Source organism: Rothia similimucilaginosa (assembly GCF_029850875.1).
Classification (GTDB): domain Bacteria; phylum Actinomycetota; class Actinomycetes; order Actinomycetales; family Micrococcaceae; genus Rothia.
On record NZ_JAOVAM010000008.1, the window covers coordinates 67,236 to 82,224 of the forward strand.

The window sequence follows — 14,989 nt, forward strand, 5'->3', positions numbered from 1 at the left end:
TTTACGACACCGCCCGCCAACCTTGCGTCAGGTAGCCTGCGCATTGGTATTCTTAAAGTTCAATCGTCGAGAGGAGCCACCTTGGCAAGCACCACCCGCGGAGGCGGATTTGCCCGTGCAGCAGAAACCGAACCCGGCTACAAGCGCAGTGAAGTCGACCGCCTGTTCACCCGCCTTGCCGAGGACTACGAGAAGCTCAGCGGAGCCCCCGAACTGCCCGAAGACCTCTACACCTCCCGACGAATCCGCCAGGTCGTCTTCCGTGAAGAACCCGGCGGCTACCAGCTGGATGTGGTCGACCGCGCCCTTGAAAAGATTGAGGAACGCTTCGCCAAGCTCGAACGCAGCCGCTACATTGAGGCGTACGGCCTGGAGAACTGGGAACGCTCCCTCGTAGAAACCGGCGAGTTGCTTGCAGGCCGCCTGGAACGCCCCGCCGGTGAGCGTTTCCGCCGCCCCAGCAAGCGCCGACACATGGGCTACTTCGTCGGCGATGTGGACGCCATCTGCGACCGTGTGTACGCCCAGCTCAACAGCGAAGAGCCGCTGGACCCCTCCGTGGTGCGCCACGCAAAGTTCAGCCCCGCCTCGGGAACCGTCAGCTACGAGGAATCACAGGTGGATGCTTTCCTGGACCGCTGCATTGAGCTGCTGCAGGATCTGCTCTAAAACGTATGCGTTGAATCCCCCGCCCCGTACCAGGGTGGGGGATTTTTCTGTGCTGGAGCGTTCTGCCCTGATGTCTTCTATACTGAGTCCATCTACGTAGCGGCGAATCAGCGTGCTCCTGCAAAGCCGCGAGCTCATGAGACACTAGAACCATGAAGTTTGGATCCTCAGCACGCGTCGGCGGCAACCGCGACCGCCTCACCGACGCCCTCACAGAACTCACCCGCGCACCGCAGCGCGTTACCCTCCTCGGCTCAACCGGCTCCATCGGCACCCAAGCCATGGAAGTCATCGACCACCTCGCCGCGCTCAAGGGTACTAGCGCCTCCGCTGCCGACGCACCGCTGAAGGTTGTCGCCCTCTCTGCAGGCTCCCGCTCCCTCGAACTGCTCGCAGGCCAGGCAGTGCATGTGCGCGCTGAACTGGTCGCCACCAGCGGCACCGCAGAAGACGCGCAGCGCCTCCGTGAACTTATCGAAGTGGCAGCCTCCGAAGCCGGCATCACCGGCTACACCCCGCAGATCGCCCACGGCGCTGAAGCATCCGTACAGGCGGCAGCATACCCGGCAGACACCGTGCTGAACGGCATCACCGGCTCCATCGGCCTGGAACCGACCCTCACCGCGCTCAACAGTGGTTACCGCGTGGCACTGGCTAACAAGGAATCCCTCATCGCAGGTGGCCCACTCGTATGCGCCGCCGTCGATGCATCGCCCCTGGACACCCCCATGGTGCCCGTCGACTCCGAACACTCCGCCCTCGCCCAGGCACTCGCCTCCGGAACCGACGCAGAAATCGACCGACTGATTCTCACCGCATCCGGCGGCCCGTTCCGCGGCTACAAGCGTGAACAGCTGCACGACGTGACCCCCGCGCAGGCGCTCGCACACCCCACCTGGGACATGGGCCTGGTCGTCACCACCAATTCGGCAACCATGGTCAACAAGGCACTCGAAGTGCTTGAGGCACACCACCTGTTCGGTGTGGACCTGGATCGTATTGACGTGGCGGTTCACCCGCAGTCCATCGTGCATTCCATGGTGCAGTTCGTGGACGGCTCGACCATTGCGCAGGCGTCCCCGCCGAGCATGGTTCTGCCCATCGCACTGGGTCTGACCTGGCCGCACCGCATCCCCGGTGCTGTGCCCGCATGTGACTGGTCGAAGGCGACATCCTGGACTTTTGAGCCGCTGGACGAGGAAGCATTCCCCGCCGTGCGCATGATCAAGGAGGCTGGCAAGGTCGGCGGCACCCACCCGGCAGTGTTCAACGCCGCCAACGAGGAAGCCGTCGCAGCATTCCATGCAGGCGCGATTCGCTTTACCGACATTGTCGATTCGGTCGCACGTGTACTGGAAGAGCACACCGGCAGCGCTGAGGCTGTTTCTGACGCTGATTTGACGCTGGAGGCTGTGCTGAACGCGGAGCGTTGGGCTCGCGTTCGCGCGAATGAGCTGCTGGGTATGACCGGCAACTAACCGGTTTTTGGGATGCATGTTCCCGAATGGGGCGTGAAGGAGCTGGTGTTCGTCCTCGTTCCTACAGGGGCACCCGCCCTCGCTTCGCTTCGGGCACCCTAATGTCACGTTCGGACGACACCACCCCTCCACGCACGCTAGGCTACCCGAGGTGGCGCGCCGTGTTTTCCGGATGCGCCCTCAGGGTGTCACACGGACGCTCTCCGAAGCGAAGCAAGGAGAAAGCGGAGCGTCCGGGTGACGGGTGCCCCTGCGTAGGCGCGGAGGAAACATGCGGCGTGCCATCCCAGACACTGCATGAGGCGAGAGGACGAACACCGCCCCCTCTTGCCTCCCCCCCCCCGGCGCATAGTAGGCTAGTGTTCAAATAGTCTTCTCTCAAGGGCAAACAACGATGAGCCCTGTGAACGAGTGGACAAAGATGCAGCATATATTTCACGAGGAAGTGCCCCCTATGCGTCGACAGAACACCCTACGAACCCTTGCCGGGGCTCTACTCCCGCTGACCCTGCTGCTTAGCTCCTGCGCATCCGGGCAGCCCAGTGCCGACTCCTCGGCGTCCGCTAACGCTGAGAAAGCGTATAGCGCCTCCACGAGCCCCGATAGTCAAGCTATCGAAAAAGTAGAGAACCTCGCCTCACTTTCTGACAACGTTGTTCGTGCCTACCAGCGCTCCCTGAGCCAGTGCATGGCTGAACGAGGATTCCCGAACTACAAGGTTCCTGCCGGAGAAACTGAAATCCCGCTGCTTCTGCAGGCTGATCTTGAACCTCTCACCGTTGCGGATGCCCGCGCTCGCGGATACGAAGAGCGCTACTCTTTGGCTACTACAGCACTGGAAGAGCAGAGCCCTACTATGAGCGAAGCCGAAATGCAGGCTCTAAACGGCACCGAAGGAAAGGGCGGTTGCCAACAAGAAGCCACCCGAGCAGTCTTCGGTTCAGAAGAATCCCGTGCGACCATAAAAAAGGTCTACGTCACTGCGGTTCACTACCTCAACAACGACGCAATCTTCAAAGACCTTGGGCCCGCCACCGAGAAGTGGGCACAGTGCATGAAAGAACGCTTCGGAGGCGACTACACGTCTCCGGATATGGCTCGCCTACAGTACCGCCAGAACAACCAGGACACCCATGAACTGGCGATCAACGATGCGACCTGCCGCGAAGCAACTGGGCTGGATGCCGAACAGCGAAAGATTGCTATCGCTTACCTGAGTTCTTTCCTCGAAAAGGAGCAGGGTCTCATCGAGCAGGTGACCACCGCCAAGAAAACTGCTGAAGAGAACGCCCGAAAGATTCTGAGCTAATCCTGTGGACTAACCAGAACAAGCGTACAGAGTAGCTGCAACGGCTACACCTCGTCACAGCGTATTGTGCCCGGCACGTATCCCCGTGCCGGGCACAAACTAATCCCACACGGCATCGCCGCCCCTAAGCCCAAACGGCACAGATAATAGCGTTTCCGTACGCGCACCCAAAGAAGGGACACCATGAGCGCCACCCCCACCCGCCAGAAGAAAACCCTCTGGCTCTACGGCATTATCGCCCTGCTCCTCATCATCACCGTCGGTACGCTCATCAGCGCCCAAAACATCAAAACCACCGCCCAAAAAGATGCGGAAGCGGCACCCCCGGCCCCCTCCACCATCACCGCCACGGTCACCCGCGAAAAACTGCGCACCACCGTGCCCCTGACCTGCACCGCGAACTACGCCACCTCAACCCCGCTGCGCTACAGCGGCGAAGGGCAGTACACCGCAATCACCATCAAACACGGTGACACCGTCGGCAACGGCACCCTCATCGCAGAAGTTAACGGTGAACCTCTCATCACCCTCACCGGTGGTTTCGCACTCTACCGCGACCTCAAGCTCGACGACAGTGGCCCCGACGCCGCACTCCTCAACGAGGCACTGACCGCCTTGGGACGCCAGGGGCCTCAGCCTGCGCGCATCACCGAAGACACCTACGAGGCTCTCAACAACCTCCTTGACAGCCTCGGCTACGCACACGTAAAGACTGACCAGCCTATTCCCTCCCGTTACTTCCTCATCATCAACCGTGCCGGACTCGTCACCGGCAACCCCCGCGCAACCGGCGCCATCGCAGACGGTCCCGTAGCCACCATCGCAGAAGGTACCAAGACCCTCAGCTGCACCGGAACCACCGGTAGGCTCACCCCCGAAGCTCGTAGCGGTCAGAAGGTAACCGTGCCCTCCCTCGGTGATACTGAGTACGTTGCAACCCTCGGATACAAGAACACCTCCGAAGCCGCCGGTGCCGCAGGCAACAGCCAGGCCGGTCGCCAGGTCAATGGCGCAGAAGGTGCGGCTGGCTCCAACCTCAACGGTGTAGCCGGTGCGGCAGGAAACACCGAAGGGGAACGCATCCTCACCCTCGACGTAGGGGATAAGGCGGACAGCCTCCGAGGCACCGTCAACGCGGAACTCACCCTCGAAGAAACCCCCGAAGCACACCTGGTCGTACCCTCATCGGCGCTCTACACCCGTGACGGACAGACCCGAGTCATCGTGCTCGGCCCCGAAAGTTCCAACGGATCGAAGGCCCGCGAAGAACGCGAGGTAACCGTTACCGTCATCAGCAACGCCAACGGCAAGAACGCCGTCACCGGTGACCTGCACGAAGGCGACAGCGTCAAAATCATGCGCGAGAAAAAGTAGGGAGTAGCCATGACTGACTCCCGCGCCGCTCACGCGCACCCACCAGCCTATAGCGTCGATATTCAGGGAGTGTCCCAGCACTTTATGCAGGGTGACACTCAAATTGACGTGCTCAAAAATATTGACCTGAAAGTCCGCTACGGAGAAGTCGTCGCAATCCTGGGACCGTCCGGCAGCGGCAAATCAACCCTGCTGAACATCCTCGGTCTGCTCAGTACGCCCGCCTCCGGCAGCTACCTGCTGGACGGTACAGACACCGCAACCTTCAACGCGGCACAGCGAGCTGAAGCGCGCCTGGACAGCATCGGTTTCGTCTTCCAGGCGTTCCACCTCATCGAGCATAAGAATGTGTACCGCAACGTTGAGCTGCCGCTCATCTACCGTGGCGTGCCCAAAGCTGAACGAGCACAACGGGTTACGGACACTCTCGCCCTGCTGGGGCTGAGCCACCGAACGGATGCACCCATCACCACTCTCTCCGGCGGTGAAAAGCAGCGTGTGGCTATTGCTCGTGCGCTCATTGGGGAACCAGCGTTGCTGCTCTGTGATGAGCCGACCGGCTCGCTGGATGAAGAGCTCACCCGTGAAGTGATTGACCTGCTCCGCGAATGTACGGGTGACCAGCAAAGCACGATTGTGATTACTCACGACCCGCTCGTGGCGGAGCACTGCGACCGGGTGCTACGTATGCACGAGGGGCAGCTCATCGAGCAGGATGCACCGCGGCAGGAAGAAACGACCGCCCGCGCGTCTCTGAGCCTGCCTAGCTTTGCTGAGGAGCAAACATCTAAGCCGCAGGGGAGCGGTCGTGCACCTTGGGCGCTCGCCTCCCTCAAAGAAGCCTGGGACGCTACCGTTCACCGGGTGAGGCGCAATATCTTCACCATGCTTGGTGTGGTGCTGGGTATTGCTTCGCTTGTGCTGACCGTTGGTCTGACCGCCACCATTTCTGGGCAGTTGGCTGACAGTTTCGACATTTTTAGGGCTAAGTACCTGACGATAAGCTCCACTCGAACCGAACCCCTGAGCCGGGCTGAACTATTGAGCCTGGCGGCTAGTGAGAACTACCGGCGTGTTAGCCAACTGAACGGAGTGACCGGTACCGCGCTAGTGGATCAGCTGGATGAATCCGCCGATATTCAGCGCGGCCCAGACAACTTTGGCGAGCGCGGCGCTAACGTGACGGCTGCCGTCCTTGCGGCAACCCCCAGCATCTTTAGCGTGCAGGGTCACGAGCTGGTGTGGGGTCGTACCTTCGACGAGGGGCACGTGGAGCGGAACGATAAGGTTGTGGTGCTCAGCGAAAGCGTGATGCGCCAGCTTGCGCTGCCCTATAGCCTCGGAGTTACGGTCTATATTCACGATGAGCCGTACACCGTTATTGGTGTGGTGCGGGAGAACCCTTCGCTGACTCTGTCGTACGGTTCGGTCTACCTGCCTCTGGGCGCGAAGCCTGGTGCCGATGCGGAAGAAGCGCAGCCCGCTGCCGGTGGTGGCGCGGCTGCGGCGCAGACCGGTAAGCGTTCCACTCAGATTGTGGTGAGTACTGTTGCCGGTGCCGCAAACCAGATTGCGGAGGAAGCACCGTACGCGCTCTCGCCGGAACGTCCCGCCCTGTATAGCGTGAGTGTCCCGCCGGAGCCGAAAACTCTTCGTGAGGCTGTCGACCAGCAGCAACGCACCATGCTTATATCCATGAGTGTTATTACCCTCGTGATTGGCGCGATGGGCATTATGAATACGTTCCTGGTTGCGGTGATGGAGCGTCGCCGTGAGGTTGGTTTGCGTCTGGCTATTGGTATGCGCCATTCGGGTATTCTGCTGCAGTTCTCGGCGGAGGCGCTGCTGACCGGCATCCTGGGCGCTGTGGCTGGTATCGTGCTGGCGGTTAACGGCATCTCGATTGTGTCTTTGATGAACCGCTGGACGCCAATTATTAGTGTTGACACTATCCTGCTGGGTTTGGGCGCTGGTGCGCTGGTTGGCGTGTTGGCTGGTCTGTATCCGGCGGCGAAGGCTTCGCGTATTGATCCGGCGCAGACCTTGGCGGCAGGCTAGTCGCGTTGGCTAGGTGTTGAGGGGCGGTATCGTCCGAAGTGACATCAGGGTGCTCGAAGCGAAGCGAGGGCGGGTGCCCCTGTAGGAACGAGGACGAACACTGCCCCTCTTATCGTCCCCCATCCAGCCCCTCCAGAAAGCGGGGGAGGGCGCTTTCACAGGCTAAGCGAGTATCCTAGAAGCTTCGTATCCCCGAACCGAAACGAGAAAAAGCGTGGAAATCCTGCTGTACGCTGTGGGCATTATCCTCATGGCAATCGCTATTGCCGTCTCGATCGCCCTGCACGAGGTGGGGCATCTGGTGCCCGCAAAGCTGTTCAATGTGCGTGTTCCGCAGTACATGATTGGCTTCGGTAAGACCGTGTTCTCTTTCCGTCGCGGCGAGACTGAGTACGGTTTCAAGGCGATCCCGTTGGGTGGTTACATTTCGATGATTGGTATGTACCCGCCGAGCCCTGCTGAGGTGAAGGAGCACCATGAGGAGGGCCATTCGGGCAGTACTAGCCCGTTTGCGTCTTTGGCTGAGGAGGCGCGTGCGGCGGATGCTGAGCGTATGATGCCCGGCGATGAGGACCGCCTGTTCTATAAGTTGCCGGTGCTCAAGCGCATGGTGATTATGCTGGGTGGCCCGACCATGAACCTGCTGATTGGTGTGGTGTGTACTGCTGTGCTGATTTGTGGTTTTGGTACGGCGCAGGTGACGAATAAGGTGTCGGCGGTGTCTGAGTGCGTGCCGAGCGTGAATGTCACTCATGATTCGATTAGCTATGGTGAGTGTACGGATAAGTCCACTCCGTCGCCTGCGAAGGCTGCTGGTGTGCAGGTGGGTGACCGTGTGGTTGCTGTGAATGGTGCATCGACGGGTTCGTGGGAGGCTGTGTCTTCGGCGATTCGTGCGGCGGGTTCTCACCCGAGCACCTTGACGGTGGAGCGTAATGGTCAGCGTCTGGATTTGTCGGTAACTCCGGTTGAGATGATTCGCCCGGTTTCTGATGGTAAGGGCCAGTATGCGCGTGCTGCGGATGGTTCGATTGCGACGACTCGTGGCGGTTTTGTGGGTGTTTCGCCGTCGAGTGAGTTGGTGCCTGGTTCTATTACTGAGGTGCCTACGATGGTGGGCGATACGCTCTCTCGTGTGGGTTCGTCGATGCTTTCGTTGCCGCAGCGTGTGTGGGAGTTGACGGTGACTTTGGTGACTGGTGGTGAGCGTAGTGCCGAGTCGCCGGTGTCTGTGGTTGGTGTGAGCCGTATTGCCGGTGAGGTGACGGCTACTGACCGTATTGATGTGAAGGCGAAGGCTGCGATGTTGGTCTCGCTGGTGGCGAATATGAATTTGATGCTTTTTGCATTCAATTTGATTCCGCTTCTGCCTCTGGACGGTGGCCATGTGTTGGGCGCTGTTTGGGAGGGCGTGCGTCGCTTCTTTGCACGTTTGACTGGGCGTAAGGATCCGGGTCCGTTTGATCCGGTGAAGTTGTTGCCGTTGACGTATGTGGTGGCGGGCGCGTTCATTGTGATGTCTATCATTCTGATTGTGGCGGATATTGTTAAGCCCATCACCCTGTTTTAGTGTGTTGTTGCACGCGGTAAGGGTACCCGTATTAGTGCTTTCTTTCGCGTCAGTGGCACAATAAAAAGTTGAACGAAGGATGCGTCGTACGTCCTTCACAACCCATGTATGGAGGAAAACCTTGTCGGTCAGCCTTGGTATGCCGAAGCCCGCTCCCGCGGTTCTGTCCCCGCGTCGTAAGACCCGCCAGTTCAAGGTGGGTTCTGTCGGTGTTGGTTCTGAATCTCCGATTTCGGTGCAGTCGATGACGACGACTAAGACCCATGACATTGGTGCGACTCTGCAGCAGATTGCTGAGTTGACCGCTGCCGGTTGCGATATTGTGCGTGTGGCGTGCCCGACTGATAAGGATGCGGAGGCTCTGCCCATTATTGCCAAGCAGTCCCGTATTCCGGTGATTGCTGATATTCACTTCCAGCCGAAGTACGTGTATGCGGCTATTCAGGCTGGTTGCGGTGCTGTGCGTGTGAACCCGGGTAATATCCGTAAGTTCGACGACCAGGTGAAGGAAATTGCGCAGATGGCTTCGGACCACGGCGTTTCTCTGCGTATTGGTGTGAATGCTGGTTCGCTGGATAAGCGTCTGCTGGAGAAGTACGGTAAGGCTACTCCGGAGGCTTTGGTTGAGTCTGCTGTGTGGGAGGCGTCGCTCTTTGAGGAGCACGGTTTCCGTGATTTCAAGATTTCTGTGAAGCACAATGACCCTGTGGTGATGGTGGAGGCGTACCGTCAGCTGGCTGAGCGCGGTGACTGGCCCCTGCACCTGGGTGTGACTGAGGCTGGTCCGGCGTTCCAGGGCACCATTAAGAGCTCGGTGGCCTTCGGTACTTTGCTGTCTCAGGGTATTGGTGACACTATTCGCGTGTCGCTGTCTGCTCCTCCGGTTGAGGAGGTGAAGGTGGGCACCAAGATTCTGGAGTCACTGAACCTTCGCCCCCGCAAGCTGGATATCGTTTCTTGTCCGTCGTGTGGTCGTGCGCAGGTGAACGTATGGGAGCTTGCTGAGAATGTGACGAAGGGCCTGGAGCATATGAAGGTTCCGCTGCGTGTTGCCGTGATGGGTTGTGTGGTGAACGGTCCGGGTGAGGCTCGTGAGGCTGACCTGGGTGTGGCGTCCGGTAACGGTAAGGGCCAGATTTTCGTGAAGGGTGAGGTCATTAAGACCGTGCCTGAGGATCAGATTGTTGAGACTCTGATTGAAGAGGCTACCCGTATTGCTGCTGAGATGGAGGCTTCGGGCGAGTATGTTCCTGAGGGTTCCCCGGCTGTTTCGGTGAGCTAGTTAGCTTTTGTGCGCGGAGGCGCCCTGGTGAGGGCGCCTCCGCGCTTTTCCGGTTATGGTGGTGGCAGGCTCGGTGATTGCCGCTGCTGGTTGTGGCCGCATGATCCGGCTACCTTTTAGGGATCACATGTCCCCGTATTTTCACTCAATTTTTATCACTCGTTCTCTATCACTCAACCACTCAACACGTCATGTTCACTCTTTTTTCTCGCCGCCGTAAAGCTAATCGTGCCCGGCGTGCTGCTGTTTCGTCTGCTGCTGTTTCGTCGATGGATTCTTCCCCTATGCCTAATCGCGTGAAGGAACACGTTTTTGCTCTGGATGCTCGGTGGTGCGATGAGCTGGAGGAGGTCCTGTTCAGCGACCCGGTCCCGAATCTGTATTCCATTGAGCATTATTTGGCGTGTCCTCTTCCGGTGAGGTCCCCGCGTATTCCGCTGCACTACTATCAGGGTTTTGTGGGTTGTGAGCGCGATGGGCAGTTGTGCTGTGTGCTGCTGTTGGGTTCGAATGTGGTGCCGGTGCGATTGTGCGGTGCCGCAGTTGAACACATTGGATATGATGCGGATTCTCATGGCGCTGAAGTGCCGGATGCCCCCTCCTTGGACACTCCCACCCTGGACGCGACGGCGCTTGCGCATCGTGACGCGCTGGCTCAGCTACTGCTACAGGTGGGTTCTCGCCTGGAATCCATGTTCGGTGAGAGCGCCTTCGTGATGCCCTTGTGGACGCGTATGCAGGAGCTGTGCGAGCAGACTCGGGGCGGTAAGAGTCCGCTACTGCCGATGCGGCAGCTGAGCCTGCGTGACGGTTGCGATCACCGTGCGCGGGTTCTGTCGGAGCGCCCCAATCAGCCGCTGCTGTATCTGCCACCGGAGAAGGACCTGGCCCGCTTCTACACTGTGGAGCTTCCTGAGCTGCCGGCGCACCTGCCCGCGCCCCTCAAACCGGGGGAGAGCCTCGCCGGTGCTTTCCAGCTCAGCGGTGAGGCTGCCGGATATGCGCGTCTCGCCACCTCCGCGGATCTGGGGGAGCTTCTACCTGCTGCAGCGGCCATGTTCACCGAGGAGGTCGGCTTCGACCCGATTGCCCGCTACGGGGACGGTTACGCGGGGCGCCTGCGTATGCTCATTGCCGGTCAGCGCAGCGCCATTGTCACCGATGTGAACGGGCGCATCATCTTCAAAGCGGATGCGGGCATCGTGAATCTGGATGTCGCGCAGGTGCAGGGTGTGTGGCTGCACCCGGACTACCGCGGCTACGGTCTGGCTAAGCCGTTCTTTGCTGCCGCCGTGCAGCTTCTGCAGCACCGATACCCGCACTTGAGCCTGTACGTGAACGACTACAACGCCCGCGCTCTTGCCATATACCGGGGGACCGGTTGGGAACAGATTGGGCAGTTCTCGACCATCATTTTTGAGCGCTAAACACGCCGAACCCTAAAACGCTATAAAATTAAAGACGATTGTGCCTTTTTCTCGGCTTACCTGGTGAGCAATGGGCACCCTACCTAAACCTATCGACCTTTCAAGGAGAATCGTGGTACTTCGCCTTTCCAACCTCTTCGTGCGCACTCTGCGCGAGGATCCCGTAGACGCTGAGGTCGCCAGCCACAAGCTGCTGGTCCGCGCCGGTTACATCCGCCGCGCAGCCCCCGGCGTGTACACCTGGCTGCCCCTGGGCCTGAAGGTACTGCGCAAGGTCGAGAACATCATCCGCGAAGAGATGGACGCCATCGGCGCGCAGGAAGTCCACTTCCCCGCACTGCTGCCCCGCGAACCCTACGAGGCAACCAACCGTTGGGATGAGTACGGCGATAACCTCTTCCGCCTCAAGGACCGTAAGGGCGCAGACATGTTGCTGGCACCCACCCACGAGGAAATGTTCACCCTGCTGGTGAAGGACCTGTACTCCTCCTATAAGGACCTGCCGCTGTCCCTGTACCAGATTCAGACCAAGTACCGCGATGAAGCGCGCCCCCGCGCGGGTCTGCTGCGCGGCCGTGAGTTCGTCATGAAGGACTCCTACTCCTTCAACATTGATGATGAGGGCCTGAACGAGGCGTACATGGCGCACCGTGCCGCCTACCAGCGCATTTTCGAGCGCCTGGGTCTGGAGATTGTCATTGTGACCGCACAGTCCGGTGCGATGGGTGGCTCCCGCAGTGAAGAGTTCCTGCACCCGACCCCCATTGGTGAGGATACTTTCGTGCGTTCCGCGGGCGGCTACGCGGCTAATGTTGAGGCCGTGACCACCGTGGTTCCCGAGGAAATCGAGATTACCGAGGGCACCCCGGCCGCAATCGTTCTGGACACCCCCGACTCCGTCACCATTGAGACCCTGGTGGAGCGCATGAACGAACTGTACTCCGAGGTTACCGGCGGCACTCTGGATGCTTCGCAGACCCTCAAGTGCTTCCTGGGCGCCGTCATCACCCCCTCTGGCGAGCGTAAGGTCTTCGCCGTGGGCGTTCCCGGCGATCGTGCCGTGGACCTGGGCCGCGTTGAGGTCAACATCGGCACCCTGCTGGGCATCGGCGGCGAGGTTGAGGTTGAGGCAGCCAACGAAGAGGACCTGAAGGCATTCCCGCAGCTGGTTAAGGGCTACATTGGCCCCGGCCTGAGCCTGGATGCGCCTCTGCTCGGCGCGCATACCGAGGACGAGGATGCGGTGGCTTCCGCAACCGGCATTCCCTTCTTCGTTGACCCCCGCGTGGTGCGCGGTACCCGCTGGGTGACCGGCGCGAACGAAGAGGGCAAGCACGTGGCTAACCTGGTCTTCGGCCGCGACTTCAGCGCCGACGGCGTGATCGAGGCGTGCGAGGTACGCGAAGGCGACCCGGCACCGGACGGCTCCGGCGACCTGGTGGCAGCCCGCGGCATCGAAATGGGCCACATCTTCGCTCTGGGACGCAAGTACGCTGAGGCACTGGGCCTGAAGGTCCTGGACCAGAACGGCAAGCTGCAGACCGTGACCATGGGCTCCTACGGTGTCGGCGTGACCCGCGCACTGGCCGCCATCGCCGAGGGCAACCACGACGAGAAGGGCCTGATCTGGCCGCGTAACCTGGCACCGGCAGACGTGCATATTGTCATCACCGGCAAGGATGCAGCATCCCACGAGTACGCTGAAGAACTCAGCGCATCCCTGGAATCCGCCGGCCTGCAGGTCATGCTCGATGACCGTCCGAAAACCAGCCCCGGAGTGAAGTTCGGCGACGCCGAGCTGCTGGGTGTGCCCACCATCCTGGTGATTGGTCGCGGCTTCAAGGACGGCGTGCTGGAGCTCAAGGACCGCCGCAGCGGTGAGGCTCGCGAGGTGTCCGTCGAGAATGCGGTGGCTGAGGTCATCGCTGAGGTCAAGGGGGAGTAGCCGTGGCTTATAAGCCGAAGCGTTCTGGCTCTAAGAAGAGCGCCCCGAATGCGCGCGCTCGCCGTGCCGCATCCCGCGTAGCGAATGGTGTGAACACTTCCCGTACTCACGCTGAGAGCGAGCCCGTGGTGGAGGCACCGGTTCGCGTGGGTACCCGTGCGATCCGTGAGGAAGAGGTTGCCGAGGCGATTGCTCCGGTTATCTCCGAGTTCTCGCTGGTGCTGGAGGACCTGAAGATTTCGGGCCCGGCGGCGAACCGTACCGTGAAGATTACGGTGGACTACACCACTGAGCGTACCGATTCGCTGTCGCTGGATTCTCTGGCGGAGATTTCCGGTGCGATTTCGAGCGCCCTGGACCGTGCGGATGAAAACGACGAGTTCTTCCCCTACGAGCTGGAGGTGTCCTCGCCCGGTGCTACCCGCTCCCTGACCGAGCGCCGCCACTGGGAACGTGCCCGTACCCGCCTGATTGCGGTCACCGCACCCGACGGCACCGAGTACCTGGCGCGTCTGCACGAGGTGCAAGACGAGGGTCCGGTGCTGGCTCGTAAGAAGAACACGAAGAAGGGTCAAAAGGAGTCCTACCACGAGCCGAGCTTGCTTCCGTGGGAAAATATTGCTTCTGCTCACGTCGAGATTGACTTCAATTCGTCTGCTGAGCCGGTAGAATAGAGTTATTAAAGCTTCAGGCACGGGGTTCTCCGTGCCAGGTAGATACCGTTCGGGAGCCGGGGCGCATTCAGCGTCCCGGCGCCGTGCTAACTGGGAAAGGCTGAAAAGCGTGGAGGATATTAAAACTATTGACCTGGGCGCACTGCGCGCATTGGCGAAGCAGCGCTCTCTCGTCATGGAGGAGCTCTTCACCCTGGTTGAGAACGCCCTGCTGCTTGCGTACATGAAGCAGCCTGGCGCTATTAAGGGCTCTCGTGCCGTCATCGACCACACCACCGGTGAGTTCGTCATTCTGGCTCCTGAGCTTGATGAGGACAACCAGAAGATTGACGAGTTTGACGATACCCCGAACAACTTTGGCCGTATCGCTGCCGCAACCGTCCGTCAGGTGCTTTCGCAGCGTCTGCGTGACGCTGAGGACGCATCTGTTCTGGGCGAGTTCAAGGACCGTGAGGGCACCCTGGTGTCTGGCGTGATTCAGCAGGGCAATAACCCGCGTATGGTTCAGGTTGACCTGGGCACCGTTGAAGCTGTTCTGCCTAGCAATGAGCAGGTTCCGGGCGAGAAATACCCGCACGGCGCCCGCCTGCGCGCCTACCTGGTTGAGGCTCGCCGCGGCCCCAAGGGTCCCTCGATTGTGGTTTCTCGTTCGCACCCGAACCTGGTTCTGCGTCTGTTCGAGCACGAGGTTCCCGAAATCTCTGAGGGCTTGGTGTCTATTAACTCCATCGCACGTGAAGCTGGCCACCGCTCTAAGATTGCTGTGTCCGCGAAGAACCCGACCATTAACGCTAAGGGTGCGTGCATCGGCGATATGGGTGCCCGCGTGCGTGCGGTTGCTGCCGAGCTGAACGATGAGAAGATTGACATTGTCGACTACTCGACCGATCCGGCCACCTTCATCGCTGCGGCACTGTCCCCGGCGAAGGTCACCGAGGTCATTATCGAGAACCCGCGTGAGTACTCCGCTCGTGCGGTGGTTCCGGATGATCAGCTGTCCCTGGCTATCGGCCGTGAGGGTCAGAATGCACGTCTTGCAGCAAAGCTGACTGGCTGGCGTATCGATATTCTCTCCGAGTCCAAGTACGCTCAGGTTCGTGCTGAGGAAGAGGTGGCAGCACGCGTGGCTCGTAGCCTGGCTGAAGAAGCAGCAGAGTACGCACAGGACGCTGAATAAGTATTAGCCCCGGTGAGGGGTGTATC

Annotated in this window: 11 protein-coding genes; all 11 read left to right on the forward strand. The window is 60.2% G+C overall.

Features of this window, described 5'->3' with window-relative positions; genetic code table 11:
- The first annotated feature begins 81 nt into the window (after positions 1-81).
- The 11 genes from QFX05_RS07205 to nusA all read left to right on the forward strand — a co-directional run bounded on the left by QFX05_RS07205 (position 82) and on the right by nusA (position 14,963).
- Positions 82-669, forward strand: coding sequence for a cell division protein DivIVA (locus QFX05_RS07205; protein WP_279742031.1), 588 nt, complete (start codon positions 82-84; stop codon positions 667-669).
- Between the two features lie 152 nt (positions 670-821).
- Positions 822-2,147, forward strand: coding sequence for a 1-deoxy-D-xylulose-5-phosphate reductoisomerase (gene dxr, locus QFX05_RS07210; RefSeq protein WP_279742032.1), 1,326 nt, complete (start codon positions 822-824; stop codon positions 2,145-2,147).
- Positions 2,148-2,601: 454 nt separating this feature from the next.
- Positions 2,602-3,456 carry a chromosome partitioning protein ParA gene (locus tag QFX05_RS07215; RefSeq protein ID WP_279742034.1) on the forward strand — a complete coding sequence of 285 codons (855 nt, stop codon included), beginning with the start codon at positions 2,602-2,604 and terminating at the stop codon, positions 3,454-3,456.
- Positions 3,457-3,639: 183 nt separating this feature from the next.
- A complete protein-coding gene (locus tag QFX05_RS07220) occupies positions 3,640-4,830 on the forward strand; it encodes an efflux RND transporter periplasmic adaptor subunit (protein WP_279742035.1) in 1,191 nt (396 codons plus the stop codon).
- 9 nt (positions 4,831-4,839) lie between these two features.
- Positions 4,840-6,888: an ABC transporter ATP-binding protein/permease gene (locus QFX05_RS07225; RefSeq protein ID WP_279742036.1), complete on the forward strand. Its 2,049-nt coding sequence runs from the start codon at positions 4,840-4,842 to the stop codon at positions 6,886-6,888.
- Between the two features lie 214 nt (positions 6,889-7,102).
- Complete coding sequence (locus QFX05_RS07230) at positions 7,103-8,458, forward strand: M50 family metallopeptidase (RefSeq protein ID WP_279742037.1); 1,356 nt, start codon at positions 7,103-7,105, stop codon at positions 8,456-8,458.
- 139 nt (positions 8,459-8,597) lie between these two features.
- Entirely contained in the window at positions 8,598-9,740 is a 1,143-nt protein-coding gene (gene ispG / locus QFX05_RS07235) for a flavodoxin-dependent (E)-4-hydroxy-3-methylbut-2-enyl-diphosphate synthase (RefSeq protein ID WP_044142245.1), read from the forward strand.
- Between the two features lie 191 nt (positions 9,741-9,931).
- On the forward strand, positions 9,932-11,167 hold the full coding sequence (locus tag QFX05_RS07240; protein WP_279742038.1) for a GNAT family N-acetyltransferase: 1,236 nt from the start codon (positions 9,932-9,934) through the stop codon (positions 11,165-11,167).
- 112 nt (positions 11,168-11,279) lie between these two features.
- Positions 11,280-13,112 carry a proline--tRNA ligase gene (locus tag QFX05_RS07245; protein ID WP_279742040.1) on the forward strand — a complete coding sequence of 611 codons (1,833 nt, stop codon included), beginning with the start codon at positions 11,280-11,282 and terminating at the stop codon, positions 13,110-13,112.
- A 2-nt stretch (positions 13,113-13,114) separates the two neighbouring features.
- Positions 13,115-13,786 (forward strand): ribosome maturation factor RimP, encoded by a 672-nt coding sequence (locus tag QFX05_RS07250; RefSeq protein WP_279742041.1) that lies wholly within the window; start codon positions 13,115-13,117, stop codon positions 13,784-13,786.
- Between the two features lie 109 nt (positions 13,787-13,895).
- Positions 13,896-14,963: a transcription termination factor NusA gene (gene nusA, locus QFX05_RS07255; protein ID WP_279742042.1), complete on the forward strand. Its 1,068-nt coding sequence runs from the start codon at positions 13,896-13,898 to the stop codon at positions 14,961-14,963.
- Positions 14,964-14,989: the final 26 nt, after the last annotated feature.